Genomic DNA, 23,591 nt, shown 5'->3' with positions numbered 1-23,591 from the left:
CAAAAAAATCAATCGTTTCCACGCTAACGTCCGAAAATATCCTACACTTTAGTCTGCCTGGCGTGTGGATTCCGCGCACACGTAACCACACCCGACTGTTTCGACACTATCAATTGGCCTGATGCAACATCAGAACGATGCAGAAACAGCCGCCAGGTGCACCAATCGATCTCATCAGGAGACAACGACCTCATGTCCCAATCTCGATCATTCAGGGCGGGCATCATAGTGCTGCTGGTGGCCTCGCTTGCCGGGCTCGCCGTATCGCTTTATGCCTATTTCACTCCGCTGACCGGCGTCGACGGTACGCTTGGCGCCCTCGTCGTCATCCTCACGTCGATTGCGCTGGTCATCATGACGCTGGTGTTGGCTCCGCTTTCCTGCCGCAGCGGACGCGTGGCGCTGCGAGTGTTGATCCTGCTGGATCTCGTCGGCACCGGTTTCGCCGGGCTATTGCTGCATCAGTGGTGGCTGACGGCCGCCATGGTGGTTGGCCTGATCGGCCTGCTGCTGGACATGGCCAGTCCAGCTGCTTCCAAGTCACCAGCCCATTTATGAGGAGCCGATTCATGCCAACTTCCTTGCCCCAAATGCCCGTGCCTGCACTGAAACTCACCGCACAGCGGTTGGGGACCGCCACGGCACTGGCGCTACTGCTCGCCCCGGTCCCGCTGTTCGCCCAGGATCAGCCAGCCGACGCCAGCCAGACATCGGGCCAGAGCGACGCTCAGTCGTCGTCCGACTCCCTGAGCTCTGATTCCCAAAGTCCTGACTCCCAGAGTTCTGACTCCCAGAGTTCTGACTCCCAGAGTTCTGGGTCACAGAACGTCAGCGTCGCGGGCTCGAGCGACCAGGAGAATGCCAACCGGCCGCCGATTCCGCTGGTGCCGGAGAAGCCGACCTGGGACAGCTTCCACGGTCAGCTCAACGCTCAGAAGTACAGCCCGCTCGACCAGATCACGGCGGATAACGTCGGCGAACTGGAGAAAGTCTGGGAGTACCACACCGGCGATATCTCCGACGGCTCCGGCGACATCCCGGCGACGGTATGGTCGGCGACCCCGGTCTTCGCCAACGACACGATCTACATCGGTACGCCCTTCTATCGTCTGATTGCGCTGGACCCGGGCACCGGCGAAGAGAAGTGGAGCTTCGACACGAAATCCTCGCGCGAGGCGTTGACCCAGCCGGTGCTGAAGAACCGCGGCGTCTCCTACTGGGAAGCCGAAAATCCGGTCGCCGGCGAACCGTGCCAGAAGATCGTCTACATGGGCACCATGGACGCGCAGCTGTTCGCGCTGGATGCCGATACCGGCGAACTCTGCAAGGGCTTCGCCGACAACGGCGTGCTCAACGTCAACCAGTGGAACGACACCCACGCCGAGTGGCCGCTTTCCGTGCTCCAGCCACCGACCGTGGTCGGCGACCATCTGATGCTCGGCTGGGCCGGCATGGACTGGGCCTACGAACAGGCGCCGCCGGGAACGATCTTCTCGCTCGACGCCCAGACCGGCGAGCTCGAATGGACGTTCCAGGCGCTTTCCGACGAGATGCGCGAGAAGAGCGGTACCGCCAACGTCTGGACGCACATGTCCGCCGACCGCGAGAGCGGCCTGCTCTACCTGCCGGTCTCCTCGCCGTCACCGAACTACTGGGGCGGCAACCGCACCGAAGAGGCGCCGCTGGCAACCTCGACCACTGCGCTCGATATCGAGACCGGTGAAGTCGTGTGGTCCCGCCAGTGGGTTCACCACGATATCTGGGACTACGACATCAACTCCGCCCCGACGCTGATGGACATCACTGTCGACGGCGAGCAGATCCCGGCGCTGGTTCAGGCGACCAAGCAGGGCTTCCTGTTCGTGGTCAACCGTCTGACCGGCGAAGATGTCTGGCCGATCGAGGAGCGTCCGGTACCGCAGGGCGACGGCACCGTCGAGGGTGAAGTCTATGCACCGACGCAGCCCTTCCCGACCAAACCGGCGCCGTTGCTGGATCAATCCGAGAAACCCAAGATCTGGGGTCTCGCCGACGCCGTGGGCGGCGGCCAATGCTCGCGCCTGTGGGACGACCTCTGGTACGAAGGCATGTACACGCCGCCGACCACCAAAGGCGAAGGTGCACTGACCTACCCGGACAGCTCGGGCGGCGTGCAGTGGGGTGGCGTGGCGTTCGATCCCGAAAGCCAGACCGCCATCGTCAACACCTCGCATATCGTGCAGTACGTCAAGCTGTACAACCGTGAAGACTACGAAGAGGCCGATAGCGGCTCCGGCAACGAAAGTGGCTTCGCCCCCCAGAAAGGTGCGCCCTATGGCATGCGCCTGAAAGTGGCGATGAACTGGCTCGGCATGCCGTGCTGGGAACCGCCTTTCGGTGAACTGGTGGCGATCGACATGCATACCGGTGACGTGAAATGGCGTAAGCCGGTCGGCGCCTCTCAACAGTACGGCTTCTTCATGCCCGAGAGGTGGGGCTCGCCGACCATCGGTGGTCCGGCCGTGACCGCGGGTGGTGTCGTGTTCATCGGCGCATCGATGGATGCCAAGCTGCGTGCCTACTCGCTCGAGACCGGTGAAGAGCTGTGGGAAGACCAGGCCCAGGCGCCTGCCGTCGCCAATCCCTCGGTCTACGAGTACAAAGGCCGCCAGTACGTCGCTTTCGTGGCCGGCGGCAACACGATCCTCAAGGATCAGGTCGGCGATCAGGTCGTGGTGTACGCACTGCCGGAAGAGTGATCGCCTAGCCCGATAACCGACGGGCAGCTGCGATCATGATCGCATTGACGGGGTGGGCCTTGGCTCACCCCGTTTTTCGTTGCGAATGGCTGATCCCGTTCCAGTCATCCAAAAAACAGAACACCTCACGCCTTTCATTCGATCACGCTCTCTCTGGATACTCGGTGGATGACCTCACCACCAACAACAAAGAGGTAAAGATCGATGCCCCTCTCCCAACTGCTCAACTGGCGGCTGCACCTGCTGGTCGTCGTGTTGTCACTGCTCAGCGAATGGGTCGGCATTCTAAAGATTCCGCTCGGGCCCGGCACGCTGCTCCTGCTGCCGCTGTTCTACGCCTTCGTTCTCGGCGTACTGCTCAATCCGCACCTGTTCTCCGGGACGAAGCGATTTCTCCCCGAGAGCCTCAGCCAGGCAGCGACCCCGCTGATCCTGATCTCGATCATGCCGTTCATCGCGCGCTTCGGCTCGACCATCGGCCCCGCCATCGATCAGATCATCAGCGCCGGCCCTGCCCTGATCCTGCAGGAGCTGGGCAACCTCGGCACCATGCTGGTCGCGTTGCCGGTAGCGGTATTGGTGCTCAAGATGGGGCGGGAGGCGATCGGTGCCACCTATTCGATCGCCCGCGAACCCAACATCGCGATCATCTCCGACAAGTACGGCCTCAAGGGGCCGGAGGGGATCGGCGTCATGGGCGTGTATGTCGTCGGTACCATGTTCGGCACGCTATGGTTCGCGCTGATGGCCGGCTATCTGGCCTCGCTGGACTGGTTCGATCCGCGGGCACTGGCGATGGCCTGCGGCGTGGGCAGCGGCAGCATGGTCGCGGCGTGTTCCGGCGCGCTGGCCGGGGCAGCGCCCGATCTCGCGGATGACCTGCTCGCCTTCGCCGGTGCCAGCAACCTGCTGACCTACGCTACCGGGCTCTATGTCTCGCTGTTCATCGCGCTGCCCATGGCTGAATGGCTGTATCGTCGCCTGGGTGGGCGCAGTCGTGCGACGAGTTCGGTCGGCGCCATGGCCGCCAATGGCAATGATGCCGATTTCCCCAGTGAAGAACGCCCCGAGGCCCATCTCGGCAAGACCGCCGCGGTACTGGCCATGGCCTGCGTGGTCGGCTGGATCGCCAACACCATCAACGGCGCCTCGCTGATCGACGCCCTGCCGGGCATGATCATTCTCTACGTCATGACCCTGATCGGCCTGGTGATCACGCGGGCGGCCCCGTTCTATCTGCCCGGCGTCGCCTGGGTATCGCTGGTCAGTATCGTCATGACGTTGCCGTTCTTCCCCGGCAGCGGATGGATCGTCGACCAGCTCGCCGCGGTCAACTTTCTCGCCATCGTCACGCCGGTGCTCGCCTACGCCGGTCTGGCGCTCAGCCGTCGCGAATTCACGATGTTCCGCCAGACCGGCTGGAAGCTGATCATCATTTCGTTGCTGGTATTCACCGGCACCTATGTCGGTTCGGCGGTCGTGGCCCAGGTACTGCTATAAATCAAGCGCTGCTGTAAATCAGGTGCTGCTGTAAACCAGACACTGCTGTAAACGTCCTTTCATCGGCGCGCTCGGCCTATTCCACCTCTGCAAGCCCAACCTATGCAGAGCGCGCCACTCGATGATCCGAGTAGATCATGAGCCATTGCCGGAGGAGATCATGAATCAACCCGCTGTCTATCCCGATCCTGAAACATTGACCGAATGGCGCCGCGATTTCCATCGTCATCCGGAGATCGCCTTCGAGGAGACCCGCACCAGCCAACGTATCGTCAAGATTCTGCGCGAACACGGCCTTGATCCGGTCACCGGCCTGGGCGGCGGCACCGGCGTCGTTGTCACCATCGAGGGGAACCGAGGCCCGGGCCGTGCCATCGGGCTGCGTGCCGATATCGATGCCCTGCCGATCGAGGAACTCAACGATATCGACTACCGCTCGTCGATACCGGGTCGCATGCATGCGTGCGGCCACGACGGCCACACCACGATGCTGCTGGGCGCTGCCTGCGCACTGGCGAAAGCTCCGGACTTCGCCGGCCGGGTTCACTGTATCTTCCAGCCCGCCGAAGAGAGCGAAGGCGGCGGCCGCGTGATGGTCGAGGAAGGCCTGTTCGAGCGCTTCCCGATGGATGCGGTCTACGGCCTGCACAACTGGCCAGGGCTCGCCGTCGGCGAGGCGGCGGTGCACGACGGCCCGGTCATGGCCGCCTTCGACGTCTTCACCCTGCGCCTGACGGGGCAAGGCTGTCACGCGGCCATGCCGCATCTGGGTACGGACGTGGTGCTCGCCGCCTGCCAGCTGGCAAACCAGTTGCAGGGGCTGATCAGCCGGGAGACGCCGCCGCACCAGTCCGCCGTGCTCAGCATTACCCAGTTCCATGCCGGCGATGCCTACAACGTCATCCCCGAGACGGTCGAGCTGCGCGGCACCGTGCGCTGCTTCGATGCGGCACTCAAGGCCAAGCTGAAGCAGCGCTTTCGCGACGCCGTTGATGCCACCGCGCAGTTTCATGGTCTCAAGGCCGAATTTGATTATCAGGCACGCTATCCGGCGACGATCAATACTCCCCAGCATGCCGCGCGCTGTGCCGAAGTGCTCGAGACGCTCACGGGTATCGGCAAGGTCCACCGTGACATGGCGCCCAGCATGGGATCGGAGGATTTCGCCTTCATGCTGGAGCAGTGCCCGGGGGCCTACATCTGGCTCGGCAACGGCGACAGCGCAGCACTGCACAACCCGGCCTATGACTTCAACGACGCCATCGCCCCGTTCGGCGTTGCCTACTGGCAGGCGCTAGTGCAGAAACTGCTGAACGAGTGACGACGGCGTCGGTTTCGGTTTCGGTTTCGGTTTCGCCATACCGAAGCAATTCATTCCAGAGCGATTCATTCCAAGAACAATCCAGGAGAGCTTCATGAAAATCACCGTCATTGGCCTTGGCCAGATGGGCGGCAACATGGCGCTGACGCTTCACGGCGCCGGCTTCGACGTCACCGGCAGCGATGTGTTCGAAGCGGCGCGCCAGCGCCTCGCCGAGCAGGGTCTTGCCACCGTGAACCCTGAATCCCTGCCGGCCAGCGATGTGTACCTTCTGTCACTGCCCACCTCTGAACATGTGCGTGAAGTCATCGAAAGGTCACCCGGGCTGCTCGAACTGGCCCCCAAGGGCAGCGTCATCGTCGACTCCTCCACCAGCGATCCGGTGGTCAGCCGCGAACTCGCCGCCAAGGTGATCGATGCCGGTCTCGAATGGCTGGATGCGCCGGTTAGTGGCGGCCCCAGGGGGGCCGCGAACGGCCAGCTCGGCATGCTGCTCGGCGGCGACATGGCAACAATCGAGCGCCTCATGCCGATGCTGGAAGCGATGTCCGCCAAGCGCACTCATGTGGGCGGGCCGGGTAGCGGTCACGTCGTCAAGCTGGCCAACAACTATCTCTGCGCCACCAACCTGATCGCCACCGCCGAAGCGGTGACCCTTGCCGCCAGGGCCGGCGTCGACCCGGCGGCCTGTCTGGCCGGTCTCAACAGCGGCTCGGGCCGCAGTGCCGTCAGCGAAGTCAATTTCCCTGAGTGGATTCTCTCCGGGCGCTTCGATTCCGGCTTCACCAGCGGCCTGATGCGCAAGGACCTGCGCCTGGCGCGCGATGCCGCCAGTGGCCTTGAGCTCGATCTTGAACTGCTGCAGCGTGTCGTCGAAGGTTGGCATGCTGATTCGACGCGACCTGCTGACGGCGATGATTTCAACCACATCACCTCACCGATCCTGGCCCAGGCCGGCATCGATTTCGTCCAATCCTCTGCCAGCGACGAGGAGATCTCCGCATGAATGCACTGGATATCCAGGCACGGCAGACGTTGAGCGATCTCCTGACCCAATTCGGCTTGTCGCCGGAAGCCGGAGGGCTGCCCTGCTCCAACTGGATCGATGGCGATCTGGTCGCCGGCCGGGGCGAGGCCATCGCGCTGACGAATCCGGCTACCGGCGGCGAACTGATCACCTACCGCGATGCCGGCGCCGACCTGCTGGACCAGGCTGTCGAAGCCGCCTCGCGCGCTCAGGTCGAATGGATGGCGCTGACTGCCAGCGAACGCGGCCGCCGCATGAACGCTGCCATTCGTCGCCTGGAGGGCCATGAAGAGGCGCTCGCCCAGCTCGAGAGCGTGGTCGCCGGCAAGCCGATCCGCGACTGCCGCGGCGAGGTCGGCAAGGTTCGCGAAATGTTCGAGTACTACGCCGGCTGGTGCGACAAGCAGCACGGCGAGGTCATCCCGGTGCCCACCTCGCACCTCAACTACGTGCGCCACGTGCCGTTCGGCGTGGTCGGTCAGATCACGCCGTGGAACGCGCCCATGTTCACCTGTGCCTGGCAGCTGGCACCGGCGATCGCCGCGGGCAACGGCGTGGTACTCAAGCCATCGGAGCTGACGCCGTTCTCCTCGGTCGTCATCGCCCGCCTGCTCGAATCCGGCGGCCTGCCGCAAGGCCTGATCAACATCGTCAACGGCCTCGGCCCGACCACCGGTGCGGCACTAACCGGCCACGACGGTATCAGCAAGCTAGTGTTCGTCGGCTCTCCCGACAGCGGCCGCCTGATCGCCGAAGCTGGCGCCCGTCGGCTGGTCCCCAGCGTGCTCGAGCTCGGAGGCAAATCGGCCAATATCATCTTCGACGATGCCCGGCTCGACGATGCCGTGGCGGGTGCGCAGGCGGCAGTTTTCGCCGCAGCCGGGCAGAGCTGCGTGGCCGGGTCGCGGCTGCTGATCCAGCGGAATGTTTTCGACGCCGTGGTCGAACGCGTCGGCCGCGCCGCCAGCCAGATCACCGTCGGCCTGCCGGCAGACGAAGCCACCCGCATGGGCCCACTGCAGAATGTGCGCCAGTTCGAGCACGTCACCGGCATGATCGAGCGCGCCAGGGCCGCTGGCGCTCGCGTTGTCACCGGCGGTACGCGCCCCTTGGGCTTGCCGGAAGGCGCCGACGGCTACTATCTCGCGCCGACGGTCATCGCCGATGTCGATGCCTCGATGGAGATCGCCTGCGAGGAAGTCTTCGGCCCGGTCGTGGTCGCCATGCCGTTCGATGACGAAGCCGACGCCATTCGTCTCGCCAATGGCACCCGCTTCGGACTCGCCGGCGCGGTATGGACGCAGGACCCGGCCAAGGCGCATCGTGTCGCCGGCCAACTGCGCGCCGGCACCGTCTGGATCAACAGCTACAAGGCGATCAACGTGATGTCGCCCTTCGGTGGCTTCCGCGATAGCGGCTTTGGCCGCTCCAGCGGCCTCGACGGTCTGCGTGAGTACACCGTACCGCAGAGCGTCTGGGTCGAGACCGGCGTCGAAGCCAGCGTCGCCATGGGCTACGGCAGCGGCCACGAATAATCGGTTCCGGGCGGCCTCGGTCGCCCGCCTGCCCCGAATTCGTTGGAACGAGGCAGGCATCCTGCTCGATTCGCACCCATTGAGGTGGCGCGGGTAGCGATTCCCCGGCAGCATACAGGGTGAACCCGACCGCCAAGGCAGGAACTCCCGTGCAGCCATCCGATCTGTGCTATCTCAATAACGCCTCCGTCGGTCTGCAAAGCCCGGCGGTTTCGGCACGTCTAGGAGAGTGGCTGGAAGCGGAGATGGCGGCCTACCCGCGCCAGCGTCTCGAAAGTGCGATCTGGGACCTGCCGACAACGAGAACCCGGGCCGCCACCCTGATCGGCGCTCCCGAACCTCAGGTCGCTTTCGGCACGAGCACGTCCCAGCTCATGGCCCAGGTGGTCGGTAATCTGAATCTCGCCGGCCGGCGTCTACTGATCGCACCCGGCGAGTGGGCCTCTAATATCGTCTTGCTGCGACGCCTTAGCGACGAGTCGCCACGCAACATCGAGCTGCTGGCGACCGATGCCGACGGTCAGTTCGATCCCGTGGCGATCGCGGGTCAGATCGGCGAGGACGTGGCGGCGATTCTGACGCCGCTGGTGACCAGTATCGAAGGCCGTCGCTACGATGTCGAAGCGTTGGGGAATCTGCCTCGACCATCACACTGCCCGCTGATCGTGGATGCTGCCCAGGGCTTGGGTCAGACTGAAGTCGATGTGCGCCGGCTCGGCTGCGACGTACTGGTCGCCACCACTCGCAAGTGGCTCCGTGGCCCCCGCGGCATGGCGCTGCTCTACGTCAGCCAGCCGGCAGTGGCCATGATGCATCCCAACCCGGCGCCGGAACTGGCGGGATTGCGGCTGGACCGGGAAACCCAGCGTTTTCTCGACCTCCCCCAGGCGCGGCGCTTCGATGCCTCGGACGTCTCGATCATGAATCAGGTCGCGCTGACAGCGGCGATCAACGAACTGCAGCAGATCACGCTGGAGGCGTTGCGCGAACATCTGACGACGCTGACCGAGCGGGTCTACGAGCTGGCCCGCGAACGAGGGTTTCGGCCGCTGCTGCAACGGCCGGAAAGCGGCATCGCCACGATCCACCTGCCGGACGCTGCACCGTTACAGATTCACCAGAAGCTCGATGCGGCCGGCATCGTTGCCAAGGTATGCGATACCGCCGCCGAACCCTTGAACGTCAGGTTGCCGACCGCCGGCGCCCTGGTGCGGATCTCGCCGCATTGGCACAACACGAAGGAAGACATCGACCGCGCCATGGCGGCGCTGAGGTGAGAAAACCGAAGGCTTATCCCGTACCCTGCCTTCAGGAATTCCGATATTGGGCAATACTGCAGACAACCACACCACGGATGAAAGGCTCATGAGCTTCGGCATCGATCACCCCTTACTGGCGGTCAATCATCTCGATCACGCCGCCCAGGCGGCGAGAGATCTCGGCTTCAACGTCAATTCGCGCCACCGGCACCCCTGGGGCACAGACAACCATCTGCTGTTCTTCAGCAACAACTTCATCGAGCTGATCGGCATCGGTCGCCCGGAATGCCTGGACTATCAGGACGACAACGGTTTCCAGTTTGGTCGTCTGATCGAGGCGCGCCTGATCACGGTGGGTGACGGCATCGCCATGGTGGCGCTCGACAGCGACAGCATCCAGCGCGATCACGCTCTGGTGGCGGCACGGGGATTTTCCGAGGCGTGCCCGATCATCTTCCGCCGCATGGCGCATCTGCCCGGCGGCCGCAACGAGGAAGTGAGCGTGGCGCTGGACATGCTGCACGATCCGGAACGTCCCTTTCTGACCCAGTTCCTCTGCCAGCAACTGCGCCCCGAGCTGTTTCGTGTCGATCCGACGCAGGAAGCTCATGCCAATACCGCAACCTCGATCGCCGATGTCTGGTACGTCAGCGACGACCCGGCTTACGACATCGAGCACTTCCGGCGCATTCACGGCGACAGCTCGGTCCGCGGCAGCGACACCGCCTGGACCATCCATACCCACAAGGGCGATTGTCACCTGCTCGATCGCCAGACACTGGCGGCGACCTTCCCGACCCTCGGCGATATCGAACCGGAACCGCCGCGCGCCGTGGCGCTTACGCTTACCTGCCGAGACCTGGATGCGGCGATCGCCTGCTGGGACAGCCAGGGCATCGACTACCACCGTCACAGCGAGACCCAGGCCGACATCGCGTCCGGCGTACTGGGGACGCTACTCCGCTTCGAGCAACGTTAGATACGACCCGAACGACGCCGACACCGGGCAGTCAAGGATCGCCGGGCGAGCGGAATGCCTGCATCCAGGCGCTCAGATGACGCAGCAGCTTGAGACTGGCCTCAGGCTGACGCCGACCCACCCGAGTGATCATGTGCGCCTGGGAGTTCTGGAAAAGCATCGAGGCAACGGGAACGGCGACGACACTCCCTTCGGCCAGTTCACGAGCGACGGCAAAGCGCGGCAGTAGCGTGATCCCCATTCCCGCCACCACGGCGCGGCGCAGCACCGCCATCGAGTTGGTTTCCACGGCGACTTGCGGACGCAGCCCCGCTTGCACGAAGGCCTGATCCACCAGCCGACGAACACCATGCCCGGTGTTCCACAGCGCCATGGGCATCTCGCCGAGCCGTTGCAGCGAGACCGGATGCGCCTCCCGCGCCAGGGGGTGATCGACGGGGCAGATCGCCAGCAGCGGCTGCCCGCTGGAGGCCCAGAAGCGGATCTGCGGATGCACTCGCTCATGGAACATCAGCCCGATATGCGCCCGATCCTCGACCACGGACTCGATGATCTCGTCGGTGCCGGCCTGCTCGATGTCGAGACGTATCCCGCGGTAGCGCTCGGCGAAGGCTCTTAGCGGCGCATCGATCAGGTCGTCGATAAAGCCCTCGCCCACGACCAGCGAGATCGTACCGGTTTCCAGGCGCTGATAGGCCTCCAGCCGCGTGATGAAATCGTCGTCCAGCTCCCCTCGCCTGCGGCAATAATCCAGTGCCATTTCACCGACGGGCGTGGGCCTGATCCCTCGCGGCGTGCGCTCGAGCAATGGCGCCCCGAAGGCCGATTCCAGCAGCGCAATCTGTCGGCTGACTGCCGAGGGGGCGATATCGAGCCTTGCCGCCGCCTTGCGCAACGAGCCGGATTCGACCGTGACGCGAAAGTAGACCAGGCGCTGGTGCGGAATATCCATGGATGATGACCGGGAGCGGGAACTGTTGCCTCGATTAGTCCACTAACTCGCATGGACGTCAACGGACCCGACTCGCCATTTGCCGGCTCGACTTTTGCCACCGGATGCTGGCAATGTTGCTCGGTCATGTCCGAAAACGCGCGGCGACGTCGTTCGTTCGGTTCGTTCATACGGCTCCCTCGCCGCCGGGCGCCGGTTTTCCCAATCAGGAGTCGACTCATGTTCATCGCCATGAACCGCTTTCGCGTCAATCCGGAACGCACCGAGGAGTTCGAGACGCTGTGGCTGGAGCGCGAAACGCATCTTCAGGGGCTGCCCGGGTTCGTCGAATTCCACATGTTGCGCGGTCCGGCGGAGGAAGATCACGTTCTCTACGCCTCCCATACCCTCTGGCGCACCCGCCAGCATTTCGAGGCGTGGACGCACTCGGAGGCCTTCCGTGCCGCCCACGCCAACGCCGGCCAGAGCCGCCGCGAGGGTCTCTATCTCGGGCCGCCCAAGTTCGAAGGCTTCGAGGTCATCCAGACGATCGGCAGCGATGATCAGGCCATCTGATCGATATCGGCGCCTGACGGGAGCTCTCTTGCTGACGGGTCTGCTATTGCAAGGCGCGTCGGCACTGGCCGAACCGCCACTGACGAAAGCCGAGATCGCCCGCCAGAAAGCCGAGCAGCTCGAACAGCGCGTCGTCGAGACGGACAAGATCGAACCGGCCCCGGACGCGGCACGACTGACACCAGCGGGCACGGAGGCGGTCGACCCTCGCGGCCTGGCACCGCTCGACGACGCCATTACCTGCCTGGCGAGATCGATCTACTGGGAAGCCAAGGGCACCGATCAGCGCGAGATGCAGGCGGTAGCCAACGTGATCATGAACCGGCTGGGAAATCCGGAATTTCCATCGAGCCTGTGCGACATCGTCCAGCAAGGCTCGGAGACCGGGCAGTGCCAGTTCTCGTGGTGGTGCGATGGCCGCCCCGACGAAGCCACCGAGCCCGAGCAATACGCGGCGGCAAGAGACGTGGCGCGCCGTGCGCTCAACGGTACCCTTCCCGACATCACCCACGGCGCGCTGTTCTTCCATCACCGCAGCATCTCACCGGGCTGGATGGCTACCCTGGAGCGGACGGCGCGGACACGCGAATTCAACTTCTACCGCGAGCCCGAATGATGGAATGCCGTCGATGACGAGACCGCGGAGTACCGAAGGCGTACAGCGTCATGCCGGCCAATGCACGACCCCACGGAGCCTCCCTCTTGCTCGATGCCTTCGTCCCTCTCGATGACGCGCTGCGGGAAGATCTGGCATCGCTTCGTCAGCCTTGGGTCCGCGATATCGCCTGGCTGCTGCATGCGCCAGACATGGCGACGCTGGACTATGTCGGCCGGCCCACCTTGGCCGAGCTCGGGTTGGAGGAACCGCGACGAAGGCGCACCTGGCTGCGTCAGCAAGAGGATCAAGGGGAGCGCTTCCAGCAAAGGCGCCTGGCACGCCGATCACAGCGTCTGGGTATCTATCACGAAACGCTATGGCAATGGATTCTGGATCACGCACCGCGCACCCGGCTTCTGGCCCATAACGTGGCGCTGCGCGAGAATAGGCAGACCCTTGGCGAGCTCGACCTGCTCTACGCTTCCGGGTGGGCCGAGGGCTCGGTGACGGAAGCGAATCGAGGTTGCCACGATCCACAGACCTTCCATGCCGAGCTGGCGATCAAGTTTTTTCTCGGCCTGCCCCAAGGTCCGGGCGACGACCGAAATGCCGCGCGCTGGATCGGCATCGGCAGCTTCGACTCACTGGCCATCAAATGCCATCGCCTGGCGTCTCATCAGCTCCCCGGGGGCCGATCCCCGGCAGCCGATCGCGAGCGCCAGGCCCTGGACGCCACTGGAGCGCTGCAACAGCGCATCATCATGCCGGGATGTCTTTATCACCCGTGGAATCGGCGTCTGCCACTGCCGAAGTTGGCCAATGCCCGGGCCGAGCAGGGCCTGTGGTGTCACTGGCAAGCCTGGCCTTCACTGATCCGGTTGCTGCCGGAAGGGACTCGCGGCCATCGGCTGGCCAAGCCTCACTGGCTTGCGCCGCCCGCGACCGAACCGATGCCGCTGGCGATGCTGGACCATGAACTGGCCCACTCTTTCAGCGCTCCCGGCAGGCCCGCGCATCTGCTGCTGATCCTTCCAGATGATCGGCGATGCCGGCTCTTCTTGGTCAGGGACGACTGGCCGCCGGCGTTGCCGCTACCACCCCGGAGCGCTTCGCCCAGCGCGCATTGAGCCACAGCGAACCGGCCAGGATCACGGCACCGATCCCCAGGCGGGCCAGGTCGGCGTCCCGGTTCCAGATCACCAGGTTGACGATCAACCCGGCGGGAATCAGGGCGTTGTTCATGATCGCCAGCGTGCCGGCATCGACGCGGCAGGCCCCCTTGTTCCAGAGGAAATAACCCAGCCCCGAGGCGACGAGACCCAGCCACCCCAGAACGCCCCACTGCAGCGGCGTCGTGGGCAACTTCGCCGAGTCTCCCAGCAGCCAGAAAGCCGGTATGGCGATGCATAGCGCTCCCAGATAGAACCAGCCGAACAGGTGGCGATGCGCCACGCCATCGGGCAGGCTGCGTGCCAGGTGCCGATACGCGACCTGCCCCAGCGCAAAGCTCAGGTTGGCGCCCTGCACGACCAGGAACCCCAGCCAGTAATCGTTCGTGACGCCGTCATACCGGATGACGGCCGCGCCCACCACGGCCAACGCTGCCACCACCAGGTAGCGTGGCGAAAAGCGCCGCGCCAGCAGGTCATCGACAAGCGTGATATAAAGCGGCGTGAAAATGGTAAACAGCAGCACTTCCGGCACGGTAAGCAAGAGGAAGGACTGGTAGAAGAAAAGGTACATCACGCCAAGCTGGAGACTGCCGATGGCCATCAAGCCGAGGCGGGAAGACCAGCGCAGGGCAGCGGGACGCAGAAACGGCAGGAAAATCGCGGTCGCGAGCAAAATTCGCGCCATGACGGCGAAGTAGCTGTCGACCTGGCCGGAGAGATAGACACCGATCAGACTGAACGAAAAAGCCCACAACGCCGTGACACCGACGAGATACGACATGAATGGTCAACCTTATGAAAACGACAAGTTGACAGCCATTATACGGCTAGAGTCGCTGTTGCCCAACCTCTCGCGCTTCGTGTTCAGCGCGCAATCGGGCCAGGCCTCGGCGGTAGGCTGGAATGGTCGTGGCGAAGGCAGGATCGAGGTGACTCGAGAGAACCACAGCGTGCGCTTCTTCGAGTCGGGCACCTTCACCCTGGATGGCCAGACCCGCAGCGTACCCATGCGCAACGTCTACCGCTGGGATATCCACCCGGATCGAATTGCGCTTTCCCACGAGCGCCGTGGCGTTGAGGATGCCGTCTCGCTCTTCGACCTGGTCGTCGAAAACGATGACACCCTGGTCAGCGCAGAGGTACATCAGTGTGCTGCCGATGCCTATAGCGCCAGACTGACGTTGACGGAGGACGGGATCGATCTCGCGTGGCGCATCGTCGGGCCGCGCAAGGACGAACGGATTCTTTACCATTATCGGAGTCGCTGAAACGACATCGGCTTCCCGAAGGAAGCCGATGAACGAGTCGCTGCGCAGCCTCAGCGCGTCGCGATGATCCAGATCGCGTGGATGATGCCCGGTATGTACCCCAGCAACGTCAACACGACGTTGATCCAGAACTGCAGCCCCAGCCCCACCTGCAGGAATACCCCAACCGGCGGTAGAAGAATAGCGAAGATGATGCGAATGATGTCCATATGGCCTCCTATGCTCGGAACGACATCGTTTGTGTTCGACAATCCGTTGCAGTGCTTCGAAAAATCGCAGTACTTCGAAAAATCCCAGTGCTTCGAGAAACCGAAACCTTTGGATTCTCAAAGTAGACGAGATGACGACATCCCGTTGAAAAATCTTGATTCACCCGGTCACAGCATAGCGTTCTTTCGCCTCCAACGCTGCCGACCTGGGCGCTCTTCTCACTCGTGATCGTCTTCCGGGGCCTCGCGAGACGAGCGACGCGAGCTGACCTTGGCGCTGATCGAGCGGGACTCGGAAGCCAGCGCCTCATGATGGCGCTCCCAGTCCTCCCAGTCATGAGGCGTGCCGCTGCGAGGGCCATGCTCCATGGCCTCTCTGGCTCGGGCCCAGGCCTTCTCCTCGAGCGACTGCGGCTTTTCCTCTTCCTTGTCGAGCGCGATTCCCTTTTTGGCAAGATAATCTTGAGCATTCATGGTCAGATCCTCCTGGCCGCCACGTCGGATCCACGCACAACGCGTGAATCCATAATGACGAGAGATGGCGACGACCTCGCCCTACTTCAAGCCGACAACGACATCCCCTAGTGACAACGGCGCCAACAGCGCCATAAGGAATGGATTCCTCCCGTCAGATCGGGTTTATGAACTATAGTGAAGGTGCGTGACACTGTAGGTGGTTGCCGTGTCCACCTCCTATCGTGTTCGGTATCGTCATCTTCGACGCTGTCGTTCTCTATATCACCGTAGTTCTCTTAATCACGTAGATCTCTAGCAAAAGGACCTTGTCATGAGAAAGAATCTGATCACTGCCTCCTTGACTGCCATGCTACTGATGGGCGCAGCAGGCCACGCGCTCGCGCAGAGCGAGGCGATGGAGGAAGCCTACGAAGCCAATGAAGAACCTTTGACCGAAGGTAGCGGTGTCACCGAATCCAGCGGCGAGCAGTCGGATGCGGCGTCGGGCCATAGCCAGGCCACGGAAGAGTCTCTGAACGCCGTCGAGTCCGAGACGGACGAAACGACCGACGTTCCCGATTCCGACCAGCTCGATGATATCAACGCCGAAGGTCAAAGCGACGCGGCCGGTGACGCCATCGAGAGCCAGTGACCCTGCGGGGCGAGCCAAAGGGGCCTCGGCCCCTTTTCGATGTCAACGGTGTCGCATCAGCAGGATAGCTGCCAAGATTGACGCCATCATCAAGACAGAACGCGGTCAAGACAGGGAGATTCCGTGAACTCATTCGTCGTGCGTCATTCCGACATCAACGAAACGCAACAAGCTCCTGAATGGCTGGTCGTCGACAGCCGCTATGACGAAAGCGGCGATGACCGCTGGATCCATTCCCGCCATGCGTTTTCGGAGGAGGCCGAGATGGAGGCCGAACGCCTCAACGGTAATGACACGTCACCCATCGGGAGCGTCGATTGAGCCAGGCTCCCGCAGATGGGATCCTGCAACAACGCACCGGTGTTTCGACCACTCCGAATCAGGAGGATGACATGAAGAAGATGATCGGCGCGGCCATCGCCAGCTGGCTAAGAAAGCCGGAGAACCGGGAAAAAGCCAAACGCACGGCCAAACAAGCCTATGACAAGTACCAACAGCGTAAAAACGGTCCGAAACCCGGCTCGGATCGTAATCCCCGCTAAAGCTCCTCGCAGGATCGTGGCGGCTGTGGCGTCTCGCGAACAACCGCCACCCTGCCTTAGGCCACCGCCTCACCGCTCAATTTCATGACACGCTCTCTAATCGATGCTATCTAGCCTCTCTTCGACTCTGTTTCCAGGAGTCAGTGACCTCAGCAGCGCCGTATGAGTTCTTCCAAATAAGCCAAATAACAAGGCCAAGCTCCTTGATTGGGCCTCGAGAAGCCGTCCATCGAAGACAATACTGAATAAGTTTGTCTGATAGTCATATAAAGCCTAAATTTTCTTGGCCTCCTGCCGTTTATATATCAATGCGTAATAGGAGATATTGCGTATCGCAAATGGCTGACAATGAGGTCGTAATGAGGATGATGGTGAAGGATCGAGTGGAGCCTCTCATAAAAAAAAGGATAACCTCTGATAAGAAAAGTCTGGCAGCTCTCGCCGAACAACACGGGATGCCTCTAGGCACACTCAAGACGCGGGTAAAGAAATTGACCGACCAAGGCTTTGATAGAGACAATGCCATTCGCCTGGCGCTCAAAAATCCGATAGGACCGCAAGGCCGCCCCAGGCATGAATGACAGGAAGTGACCGACAACGCCACTCCTGGAGAGTGGCGTTATTGATCTTGATCACCGCTCACGAGTCAATGTTTACTTTTTCGTCGTATCGCTGCCCGGAAGCGATCTATCGACTTTGTCTGCAACCTCTTCCTTGACGAAAGCCTCCTCTCGCTTCTGCATGTCACTGGTAAAGTCCGATCTCTTACCAACGACGGCACCGCAGGACGTACAACGAACCTCCTGATCCGGTGCATCGCCAGAGGGAACATCAAGCGTTTCGTTACCACATTTCGGGCATTTGGTAAGGGCTTCTGCCATGAGGACGTCTCCTTTTTCTGAGCTGTCCTCATCAGCGTAGCGGATCTACTGTAGATTCGCGTTGCCTCGTCTGCCATCCGGCGCCTAAGCTGGGCCAAGCGGAGCAAAAGATCACGATTGTTCTTTATAAACAATCATTTATAAGCAATAAGATAAGGTGACGGATAAACAAGGATGGAGCGGGTGAAGGGAATCGAACCCTCGTCTTAAGCTTGGGAAGCTTCTGCTCTACCATTGAGCTACACCCGCAACGGTTTTGATAGTAAATCCAACCACTTAGACTTGCAAGCTTCTCCATGCCAGTAGTGATACCCAGGATGGGCTCTCCCCATCAGACAAGAGAAAGCCCGACCGATCATCGCTGGCCGGCCGGGCTTTCGATCAGCACACGCCTAACTTGCTGAAAGTCGCGGACTGCTCTGTACCGCTTCCATGGCTCCGTCTTCCTTCACGGGTTCCTCTACCGCCATCCTTGAAAGAAAGTAAAGGCGATCTATCCAATAGATCGCTTCAATGCCGCTATCCCTGAATGCGGCTGTTACCGCTATTCTTCAATCTATCCGCTTCAGTTATGGATGACTTTACCCGGCCAATAAGCTTCGTTGCCAACCCATGAGCCCGTTAAACCCCGCTCACCCAAAATAAATTATCCTGTGTTAAATAACATATCTAATTTAGAGGTAACTTTTGTACCGACAAATCCGAATAGTCGAAAGCGCCGTCTGGGCTAAATTTTCTGGCCAGCTGGCTGACGACTGAAAAAAATGGAGGTCAGTTCCTGGTATAAAAACCCCCGACCGAAGTCGGGGGGAGCCCAAGGATCTACAACGGACCAAAATCATAGCGCCACGGCTTGGAAGTAAATAGATCTAAGATCTGATTTTCGTGTAAGAGATTGCCGACAATGCAAGTTGGTTTATGAGTATATGGATGTCGGAAATCCCCTCCTTAACCCTTTGGCCGCGATTACGACACGACATCACGCACTCGCTCCCAGGCATGTTCGAGGTGTTCGCTCAGCGCATTAACCAGCGCTGGCGCATTTCTCCCCTCGAGGGCCTTGATCATCGACTCATGCTCGGCGACCGCCGCCGCCCACTTTTCCCGCCCTTCGTGTCCGATGAACCGTACGCGCTTGAGCTTTGATTGCAGCGAGGCATGAACCTGAATCAGCGACTCGTTATGACTCAACGCCGCGATGGCAGAGTGGATACGCTGATTGGTCTTGTAGTAATCGAGCCGATTTTCCTCCCGATAGTAATCCAGCATGTCGTCGTGAAGCTTTCGCACCTCGGCGATCTCCTCGTCGCTCGCTTCGATACAGGCCAGGCGCCCCGCCAGCTCCTCGAGCGCGCGAATCAACACGAGCATGTCTTGAATGTCCTTGGCCGAAAAGCGGCGAACCGAGGCGCCACGCTGTGGTGTCAGCTCAACCAGGCCCTCGCTGGCCAGATAGCGCAGCGCTTCCCGCAGGGGGGTCCGCGATACGCCAAGACGCTCGCACAACGGGCCTTCGTAGATGCGCTTACCCGGTTCAAGCTCCCCCTCGATGATCATGTCACGAAGGTGGCTGGTAATCGCATCATGAAGCGAATGCCGGGCAATCGCGGATCGAGGCGATGACGTGGCGGACACGGTTGTCTTCTTCATGAATGTCAGACCAGTAGTTGAAATTGATGCATGGAATGTATCGATTCAGCTTGGAAGCGCTCAATGAAGGACGCCTCCGCGAAAAGTCTGAAGCCATCATACTGCGCCCTGACCAATTTCTGCCTCCATACCAACGTATAATGTATACATTTTAGATTTGAGCGCAATCTCCTCCTCAAGCGAGTGCTTCCCACGAAGTGCTGCTCCCCACGATGAGGAGACACCATGGCTCTTTCCCCCCCGCGTCACGACGTATCCGAGCTGCCGATCATCGCCCTGGCCATGGGCGACCCTGCCGGCATCAGCGCCGAGTTGACGGCAAAACTGGCAGCGGACGACGCCGTCAACCGTGCCGCGCGCCTGGTCATCATCGGTGATCGTCGAATCTTCGACGAAGGCGCTCACACATGCTGGTGTCCGTGATCGGTGCAGCCGACGATGACACGCCAGCGTCAGCGGGCGTGCCGATGCAGTTTCATGGGGGTGTCTTTCGGCTCACCTTGGTCGCTGCCCGGGTCGGTCACGAAGCCCACCCAGTTCCAACACCCCGGACTTCTGCGCAGCCGCCATCCCCTGGGCGACGCGCTCGTACACCCACCAGGCGGTCGCCGCGGATGAAGTCCTCGGGCTGCGGCTGACGCGGCGCGGAGGCTCTGCAAAATAGCGGACTCCATGCTAACTCGGACACCCATTCCACGCACATCCGGACAGTGATTCTACGGCCAACCGGACACTTTTCTGGCAGGCAGCTACGCAGGATTTCGCTACCATCGGCCTCTTTTTCAAAGCGAAGAGGTCGCCGTGGAGCGTTTATCCATGCGTAAAATCCGAGAGATGTTGCGCCTCAGTTCGACTGAGGCCTGTCCGTGCGCAAGATCGCCCGCAGCCTGGGCATTAGCCACAGCAGTGCCGGTGATTATCTCTGCCGCTTTGCCACCAGCGGTCTCACCTGGCCCTGTTCGTTGTCGAATGCCGAGTTGGAGTAGCAACTGTTCCCGCCGGCCCCTGCGGTTGCCAGTGAGCAGCGGCCCCTGCCCGATTGGGCATGGGTGCATGCCGAACTGCGCCGCCCCGGCGTAACCCTGGCGCTGCTCTGGCAGGAGTACCGCCTGAGCCAGCCGCAGGGCTTCCGGTACAGCTGGTTCTGCGAAAATTACCGAGTCTGGCAGAGCAAGCTGGACGTGGTGATGCGTCAGGAGCACCGCGTCGGCGAGAAGCTATCCGTCGACTAAGCTGGCCAGACGGTGCCGGTGATCGACCGCCATAGCGGCGAGATCCGCCAGGAGCAGATGTTCGTCGCGGTGCTTGGTGCGTCCGGCTACACCTTCGCCGAAGCCACCTGGTCGCAGCAACTGCCGGACTGGCTGGGCTCGCACACCCGTTGCTTCGCCTTCCTCGGCGGCGTGCCGGAGATCGTGGTGCCGGACAACCTGCGCAGCGCGGTGAGCAAATCATCCAATAGAACACTGCTGTAAAAATTATTTTTACAAGGTGACTTCATGTGTATTGGAGGAGACTTTTTCATAAATTCGATTCTTTAATAACACGCGATTGAAGTAGCAAGTGACCTGCTCCCCGATTTCAGTCCCAAGCTGAAGTTAGTGGAGTCCGTTTTCCGAGCGGGAGACGGCAGTGAAAAGCATTTTACGGGAGAACAGATTTTCGACTTCTCAAGCAGGCAGGGGCCGGTGTGCCGGTGAAAGAGCTTTACCGGCGGCATGGGGAAACAGCTACTTTTTCAACAGAATCGGCCGAAAACGGGCTGTCCGAAAAACCAGAGGCGAGCCTGCTCGCCTCACCTTCAGAAGCTGTCGCGCAGCTCCGTCATCAGATTGCGCAATTCGCCATAACTCACCGTGTTTGTATGAACATCGTGATTCAACCCCATGAAATCAAGGGTGGCATCTTCAAATCGTTTCTAAGCGGGCCGGTTGAGAGCAACACCTCTCCTAAGACTGGAAACGCAACTTTCACATTTGCGCCTGGCCGGGCCCAAAGCAGGCCTGTCCAGCTTCCTGTGGCGAACAAATCACCAGCTTTCAATGGCCGGTTCTGAGTCGCTGCATGCCTCGCCAACCATGGTATCGAAGCCAAGGGGTCCGTGAAGGGATGGCTTCCAATACCGGAGATCTGCAGTCTCCCATCTACCCAAACCTCGACAGCCTGCTCCGACCAGTCTGCGGGAGGGTGGATTATTTCCCCTAAAACCAACGCGCGGTTGAGTTGTTGGTCGGCCAGACGAAGCAATGGATGAGCTCGCTCACCATTTTGAAAACGCGTATCGCACAACTCAATCCCGACCTGCCATGCTTCGATCGCTTCATATACTGCCGCGCGATCGACATCGCCATCGACATCTCGTCCAAGTTGTACGATCAGTTCACCCTCGATTCCGAACCGGTTGCAATAGCCATCAGGAACCTCCCAACCTGATAGATGAATTGCGCGGCTCGGGACACGCGCGGCGCTGACCAACTTCCCTGGGCTTCCACCAAGCTTCCAGGCTGTCACCGAAGACTCACTGAACCAACCAAGCTCCGAGGCGACGATTTGCTGAACCCGATAAGCGTCGGTTTCGGTCATCAAACCGAGCCCATCATGCGGCAAATTTCGCCGCTCTCGCCAAGCATGAAGCAATGCCGCTGCTACCTCGGTCGTGCCATTCATAGCGGCAGTTCATTTTGACGACGACGGGATTGAGCGGGAACAGGCCTTTCGCAGGTTAAAAACTTCCCATGCCCCGGCTTAGCCCTTGGTTCGCCGTCCCAGACGACCTCGCCTCGTGCCAGCGTTACTGCAGGCCATGCACTTAGCTGCATGCCTTCATAGGGGGTGTAATCAACGTTGTGATGCAACATGTCGTTGGTAACCCGTACCGGGTCGCCTTCATTCCAGATGACCAGGTCAGCATCCGCCCCGATTGCGATGCTGCCTTTGCGTGGGTACAAACCATACATCTTGGCGGCATTGGTAGATGTGAGTATTAATCGAGCATATGCATGTCCTTCGCCGTGCCGGCTGGTCAAGTGGTTCGCTGTTTCGATCAGAATCGGACCGCAATCGTGGCTCATCATTGACTCATTGGACGTGGAGCAAAACAGTTGAAGGCTGGGCAAAGAAGGCACAACTATCGCACATTAGCACTCATACCTTTCGTCATCTTCGTCTGACCCATCTGGCCCGGGCCGGCTGGAAGCTTCATGAATTAACCACCTATGCAGGACATCGCGATCCCAAAACCACGTTGGCTTACCTCCATCTATCGGGAGCAGACTTAACTGCAAAGATGTCGCACTCTGTAAGCAGCCTAGATGCTCGGATTTTTTGTGAACTCTTCGAGAATGAGGTATCACAATGAACACCTCTTCCGCCGACTATATTCCATTCGATGTGAGTCAATACGAACGTCAAACTACTCTATCGAATCTGGAACTGACCATACTTTCCAATCGTTCTTACCGTTCGGACTGGTGCTATCTACAATCGGAGATACCCGGACTCATGAGACCGCTCATTGACCTGGCGACTCACAGTGGGGTTTCCATGCGTTTAGCAATCATTTCGGTGGCAGCCATTCTCTGGAATATCAGCAAGACTGGCAAACCCCACTGGCTTTGGACTGAGTCACAGTGGCTGACTTTACTCATTAGCAAAGCAGGATCACGACCTTACCTTGCTTCTGTTGCCTATCACCTTGGCGGTTTTCGAGTACCACAGCGCCTTGATAAATTCCGGCACCCGGCGACATACGCCTCTTTTATCTTTGGCCATGAAGTATTCAGACATGAGCACGTTCGATTAAGCCGAGCGTTGAGATCGCTAGGTTATGCTGCGCTTCATCTTGAACAGTTCCTTTCCAGCGTACTGGGCACATTGATGCTGGAAAATGGCGATCCGCGACTGGAGACATTCACTGAGGAACTGCTTTTGAAGGGTCAGCAGCATCGAAGCGAAGGTGTTGCGAGATCGATTGGAAAGGTATCTCACGGACTAGCTGCAATGGGCATCCTGTCGAAACCTATTCGTATGCGAGGCTATATCAGTTGGCGAGAAAAAAGCATCGAAGGCATCGACCCAGCTTGGGTAATGTGGTGTCGTCGCTGGCGTGATACATCCACCTTACGTCCCCACACACGTGAAAGTAATTACAGTTTTCTCCTGAGAACTGGTCTTTGGTTGAAACGTGAGCAACCCGACACTGCAGCGCCCATCGATTGGAGCATGTCTACTTGCGCTGCCTTCATTGCCGCTGTTGATCGGATGACTGGAGTTATTGTCAAATCTGGTGGATGACGGT

The 23,591-nt window shown here is 60.6% G+C and carries 26 protein-coding genes, 1 tRNA gene and 1 pseudogene; 19 read left to right on the top strand and 9 right to left on the bottom strand.

Going from position 1 to position 23,591, the window contains the following annotated elements; all coding sequences use genetic code 11:
* Window positions 1–192 precede the first annotated feature (192 nt).
* From CCD76_RS07475 to CCD76_RS07440, 8 genes are all read left to right on the top strand, one after another.
* Window positions 193–558, top strand: coding sequence for a hypothetical protein (locus CCD76_RS07475; protein ID WP_087718903.1), 366 nt, complete (start codon window positions 193–195; stop codon window positions 556–558).
* A gap of 11 nt (window positions 559–569) precedes the next feature.
* Window positions 570–2,738 carry a pyrroloquinoline quinone-dependent dehydrogenase gene (locus CCD76_RS07470; protein WP_256961192.1) on the top strand — a complete coding sequence of 723 codons (2,169 nt, stop codon included), beginning with the start codon at window positions 570–572 and terminating at the stop codon, window positions 2,736–2,738.
* A gap of 204 nt (window positions 2,739–2,942) precedes the next feature.
* Complete coding sequence (locus CCD76_RS07465) at window positions 2,943–4,238, top strand: DUF3100 domain-containing protein (protein WP_087718901.1); 1,296 nt, start codon at window positions 2,943–2,945, stop codon at window positions 4,236–4,238.
* Window positions 4,239–4,398: 160 nt separating this feature from the next.
* Window positions 4,399–5,559: a M20 aminoacylase family protein gene (locus CCD76_RS07460; protein ID WP_087718900.1), complete on the top strand. Its 1,161-nt coding sequence runs from the start codon at window positions 4,399–4,401 to the stop codon at window positions 5,557–5,559.
* Between the two features lie 94 nt (window positions 5,560–5,653).
* Window positions 5,654–6,565 (top strand): NAD(P)-dependent oxidoreductase, encoded by a 912-nt coding sequence (locus CCD76_RS07455; RefSeq protein WP_087718899.1) that lies wholly within the window; start codon window positions 5,654–5,656, stop codon window positions 6,563–6,565.
* Entirely contained in the window at window positions 6,562–8,121 is a 1,560-nt protein-coding gene (locus CCD76_RS07450; RefSeq protein ID WP_087718898.1) for an aldehyde dehydrogenase family protein, read from the top strand. The genes CCD76_RS07455 and CCD76_RS07450 overlap by 4 nt, the downstream gene beginning before the upstream one ends.
* A gap of 149 nt (window positions 8,122–8,270) precedes the next feature.
* Entirely contained in the window at window positions 8,271–9,398 is a 1,128-nt protein-coding gene (locus CCD76_RS07445) for an aminotransferase class V-fold PLP-dependent enzyme (RefSeq protein ID WP_087718897.1), read from the top strand.
* 88 nt (window positions 9,399–9,486) lie between these two features.
* Window positions 9,487–10,359 carry a VOC family protein gene (locus CCD76_RS07440; protein WP_087718896.1) on the top strand — a complete coding sequence of 291 codons (873 nt, stop codon included), beginning with the start codon at window positions 9,487–9,489 and terminating at the stop codon, window positions 10,357–10,359.
* 31 nt (window positions 10,360–10,390) lie between these two features.
* Here CCD76_RS07440 and CCD76_RS07435 read toward each other — a convergent pair whose 3' ends face one another.
* A complete protein-coding gene (locus tag CCD76_RS07435) occupies window positions 10,391–11,311 on the bottom strand; it encodes a LysR family transcriptional regulator (RefSeq protein WP_087718895.1) in 921 nt (306 codons plus the stop codon).
* 219 nt (window positions 11,312–11,530) lie between these two features.
* Between CCD76_RS07435 and CCD76_RS07430 the strand changes: the two genes are divergently transcribed.
* The 3 genes from CCD76_RS07430 to CCD76_RS07420 all read left to right on the top strand — a co-directional run bounded on the left by CCD76_RS07430 (window position 11,531) and on the right by CCD76_RS07420 (window position 13,591).
* Window positions 11,531–11,866, top strand: coding sequence for an antibiotic biosynthesis monooxygenase family protein (locus CCD76_RS07430; protein ID WP_087718894.1), 336 nt, complete (start codon window positions 11,531–11,533; stop codon window positions 11,864–11,866).
* A gap of 28 nt (window positions 11,867–11,894) precedes the next feature.
* A complete protein-coding gene (locus CCD76_RS07425) occupies window positions 11,895–12,482 on the top strand; it encodes a cell wall hydrolase (RefSeq protein ID WP_256961191.1) in 588 nt (195 codons plus the stop codon).
* Window positions 12,483–12,568: 86 nt separating this feature from the next.
* Window positions 12,569–13,591: a DUF1853 family protein gene (locus tag CCD76_RS07420; RefSeq protein WP_179208874.1), complete on the top strand. Its 1,023-nt coding sequence runs from the start codon at window positions 12,569–12,571 to the stop codon at window positions 13,589–13,591.
* On the opposite strand, the gene CCD76_RS07415 is transcribed toward CCD76_RS07420, so the two are convergent.
* Entirely contained in the window at window positions 13,527–14,417 is an 891-nt protein-coding gene (locus CCD76_RS07415; protein WP_087718891.1) for an EamA family transporter, read from the bottom strand. The genes CCD76_RS07420 and CCD76_RS07415 overlap by 65 nt on opposite strands.
* Here CCD76_RS07415 and CCD76_RS07410 point away from each other — a divergent pair.
* Window positions 14,416–14,904 (top strand): DUF6314 family protein, encoded by a 489-nt coding sequence (locus tag CCD76_RS07410; RefSeq protein ID WP_087718890.1) that lies wholly within the window; start codon window positions 14,416–14,418, stop codon window positions 14,902–14,904. The genes CCD76_RS07415 and CCD76_RS07410 overlap by 2 nt on opposite strands.
* Window positions 14,905–14,954: 50 nt before the next feature.
* On the opposite strand, the gene CCD76_RS07405 is transcribed toward CCD76_RS07410, so the two are convergent.
* Window positions 14,955–15,113 (bottom strand): YqaE/Pmp3 family membrane protein, encoded by a 159-nt coding sequence (locus tag CCD76_RS07405; RefSeq protein WP_075569000.1) that lies wholly within the window; start codon window positions 15,111–15,113, stop codon window positions 14,955–14,957.
* 219 nt (window positions 15,114–15,332) lie between these two features.
* On the bottom strand, window positions 15,333–15,587 hold the full coding sequence (locus CCD76_RS07400) for a hypothetical protein (protein ID WP_087718889.1): 255 nt from the start codon (window positions 15,585–15,587) through the stop codon (window positions 15,333–15,335).
* A 313-nt stretch (window positions 15,588–15,900) separates the two neighbouring features.
* Between CCD76_RS07400 and CCD76_RS07395 the strand changes: the two genes are divergently transcribed.
* The 3 genes from CCD76_RS07395 (at window position 15,901) to CCD76_RS20030 (ending at window position 16,763) form a co-directional block, all read left to right on the top strand.
* Window positions 15,901–16,221: a hypothetical protein gene (locus CCD76_RS07395; protein WP_087718888.1), complete on the top strand. Its 321-nt coding sequence runs from the start codon at window positions 15,901–15,903 to the stop codon at window positions 16,219–16,221.
* Between the two features lie 123 nt (window positions 16,222–16,344).
* On the top strand, window positions 16,345–16,542 hold the full coding sequence (locus CCD76_RS07390) for a hypothetical protein (protein WP_087718887.1): 198 nt from the start codon (window positions 16,345–16,347) through the stop codon (window positions 16,540–16,542).
* Between the two features lie 71 nt (window positions 16,543–16,613).
* Window positions 16,614–16,763: a hypothetical protein gene (locus CCD76_RS20030; RefSeq protein WP_179208873.1), complete on the top strand. Its 150-nt coding sequence runs from the start codon at window positions 16,614–16,616 to the stop codon at window positions 16,761–16,763.
* Between the two features lie 653 nt (window positions 16,764–17,416).
* Here CCD76_RS20030 and CCD76_RS07380 read toward each other — a convergent pair.
* From CCD76_RS07380 to CCD76_RS07370, 3 genes are all read right to left on the bottom strand, one after another.
* Window positions 17,417–17,644: a hypothetical protein gene (locus CCD76_RS07380; RefSeq protein WP_087718885.1), complete on the bottom strand. Its 228-nt coding sequence runs from the start codon at window positions 17,642–17,644 to the stop codon at window positions 17,417–17,419.
* 175 nt (window positions 17,645–17,819) lie between these two features.
* A tRNA-Gly gene (locus CCD76_RS07375) sits at window positions 17,820–17,893 on the bottom strand.
* Between the two features lie 717 nt (window positions 17,894–18,610).
* A complete protein-coding gene (locus tag CCD76_RS07370) occupies window positions 18,611–19,294 on the bottom strand; it encodes a GntR family transcriptional regulator (protein ID WP_087718884.1) in 684 nt (227 codons plus the stop codon).
* 225 nt (window positions 19,295–19,519) lie between these two features.
* On the opposite strand from CCD76_RS07370, the gene CCD76_RS07365 reads away from it, so the two are divergent.
* The gene (locus tag CCD76_RS07365; RefSeq protein ID WP_087718883.1) at window positions 19,520–19,717 is read left to right on the top strand and encodes a hypothetical protein; all 198 of its coding nucleotides are present in this window, start codon (window positions 19,520–19,522) and stop codon (window positions 19,715–19,717) included.
* A 393-nt stretch (window positions 19,718–20,110) separates the two neighbouring features.
* Window positions 20,111–20,748: pseudogene (istA, locus tag CCD76_RS07355) on the top strand (IS21 family transposase); the annotation flags it as partial.
* A 424-nt stretch (window positions 20,749–21,172) separates the two neighbouring features.
* On the opposite strand, the gene CCD76_RS07350 reads toward istA, so the two are convergent.
* Together CCD76_RS07350 and CCD76_RS07345 are read right to left on the bottom strand one after the other, a co-directional pair.
* On the bottom strand, window positions 21,173–21,961 hold the full coding sequence (locus tag CCD76_RS07350) for a 2-keto-4-pentenoate hydratase (RefSeq protein WP_087718882.1): 789 nt from the start codon (window positions 21,959–21,961) through the stop codon (window positions 21,173–21,175).
* Complete coding sequence (locus CCD76_RS07345; protein ID WP_256961190.1) at window positions 21,958–22,365, bottom strand: amidohydrolase family protein; 408 nt, start codon at window positions 22,363–22,365, stop codon at window positions 21,958–21,960. Before CCD76_RS07345 ends, CCD76_RS07350 begins: the two co-directional genes overlap by 4 nt.
* Here CCD76_RS07345 and CCD76_RS20635 point away from each other — a divergent pair.
* The gene (locus tag CCD76_RS20635) at window positions 22,290–22,652 is read left to right on the top strand and encodes a site-specific integrase (protein WP_332779561.1); all 363 of its coding nucleotides are present in this window, start codon (window positions 22,290–22,292) and stop codon (window positions 22,650–22,652) included. The two genes, CCD76_RS07345 and CCD76_RS20635, sit on opposite strands and share 76 nt — an antisense overlap.
* Window positions 22,649–23,587: a hypothetical protein gene (locus CCD76_RS07335; protein ID WP_218776989.1), complete on the top strand. Its 939-nt coding sequence runs from the start codon at window positions 22,649–22,651 to the stop codon at window positions 23,585–23,587. The genes CCD76_RS20635 and CCD76_RS07335 overlap by 4 nt, the downstream gene beginning before the upstream one ends.
* The last annotated feature ends 4 nt before the right edge of the window (window positions 23,588–23,591 follow it).

Origin of the sequence: Salinicola salarius (assembly GCF_002179555.1) — a bacterium.
GTDB lineage: Bacteria > Pseudomonadota > Gammaproteobacteria > Pseudomonadales > Halomonadaceae > Salinicola > Salinicola salarius_A.
Note: the sequence above shows the minus strand (reverse complement) of the source record. Positions and strands in the feature narration are given on the sequence as shown.

Excerpts from the sequence above, each read along its gene's own strand:
- CCD76_RS07475 (WP_087718903.1), top strand. The coding sequence starts at position 193 with ATGTCCCAATCTCGATCATTCAGGGCGGGCATCATAGTGCTGCTGGTG.
- CCD76_RS07470 (WP_256961192.1), top strand. The coding sequence starts at position 570 with ATGCCAACTTCCTTGCCCCAAATGCCCGTGCCTGCACTGAAACTCACC.
- CCD76_RS07465 (WP_087718901.1), top strand. The coding sequence starts at position 2,943 with ATGCCCCTCTCCCAACTGCTCAACTGGCGGCTGCACCTGCTGGTCGTC.
- CCD76_RS07460 (WP_087718900.1), top strand. The coding sequence starts at position 4,399 with ATGAATCAACCCGCTGTCTATCCCGATCCTGAAACATTGACCGAATGG.
- CCD76_RS07455 (WP_087718899.1), top strand. The coding sequence starts at position 5,654 with ATGAAAATCACCGTCATTGGCCTTGGCCAGATGGGCGGCAACATGGCG.
- CCD76_RS07450 (WP_087718898.1), top strand. The coding sequence starts at position 6,562 with ATGAATGCACTGGATATCCAGGCACGGCAGACGTTGAGCGATCTCCTG.
- CCD76_RS07440 (WP_087718896.1), top strand. The coding sequence starts at position 9,487 with ATGAGCTTCGGCATCGATCACCCCTTACTGGCGGTCAATCATCTCGAT.
- CCD76_RS07435 (WP_087718895.1), bottom strand. The coding sequence starts at position 11,311 with ATGGATATTCCGCACCAGCGCCTGGTCTACTTTCGCGTCACGGTCGAA.
- CCD76_RS07430 (WP_087718894.1), top strand. The coding sequence starts at position 11,531 with ATGTTCATCGCCATGAACCGCTTTCGCGTCAATCCGGAACGCACCGAG.
- CCD76_RS07410 (WP_087718890.1), top strand. The coding sequence starts at position 14,416 with ATGAATGGTCAACCTTATGAAAACGACAAGTTGACAGCCATTATACGG.
- CCD76_RS07415 (WP_087718891.1), bottom strand. The coding sequence starts at position 14,417 with ATGTCGTATCTCGTCGGTGTCACGGCGTTGTGGGCTTTTTCGTTCAGT.
- CCD76_RS07405 (WP_075569000.1), bottom strand. The coding sequence starts at position 15,113 with ATGGACATCATTCGCATCATCTTCGCTATTCTTCTACCGCCGGTTGGG.
- CCD76_RS07400 (WP_087718889.1), bottom strand. The coding sequence starts at position 15,587 with ATGAATGCTCAAGATTATCTTGCCAAAAAGGGAATCGCGCTCGACAAG.
- CCD76_RS07395 (WP_087718888.1), top strand. The coding sequence starts at position 15,901 with ATGAGAAAGAATCTGATCACTGCCTCCTTGACTGCCATGCTACTGATG.
- CCD76_RS20030 (WP_179208873.1), top strand. The coding sequence starts at position 16,614 with ATGAAGAAGATGATCGGCGCGGCCATCGCCAGCTGGCTAAGAAAGCCG.
- CCD76_RS07380 (WP_087718885.1), bottom strand. The coding sequence starts at position 17,644 with ATGGCAGAAGCCCTTACCAAATGCCCGAAATGTGGTAACGAAACGCTT.
- CCD76_RS07370 (WP_087718884.1), bottom strand. The coding sequence starts at position 19,294 with ATGAAGAAGACAACCGTGTCCGCCACGTCATCGCCTCGATCCGCGATT.
- CCD76_RS07365 (WP_087718883.1), top strand. The coding sequence starts at position 19,520 with ATGGCTCTTTCCCCCCCGCGTCACGACGTATCCGAGCTGCCGATCATC.
- CCD76_RS07350 (WP_087718882.1), bottom strand. The coding sequence starts at position 21,961 with ATGAATGGCACGACCGAGGTAGCAGCGGCATTGCTTCATGCTTGGCGA.
- CCD76_RS20635 (WP_332779561.1), top strand. The coding sequence starts at position 22,290 with ATGCATGTCCTTCGCCGTGCCGGCTGGTCAAGTGGTTCGCTGTTTCGA.
- CCD76_RS07345 (WP_256961190.1), bottom strand. The coding sequence starts at position 22,365 with ATGAGCCACGATTGCGGTCCGATTCTGATCGAAACAGCGAACCACTTG.
- CCD76_RS07335 (WP_218776989.1), top strand. The coding sequence starts at position 22,649 with ATGAACACCTCTTCCGCCGACTATATTCCATTCGATGTGAGTCAATAC.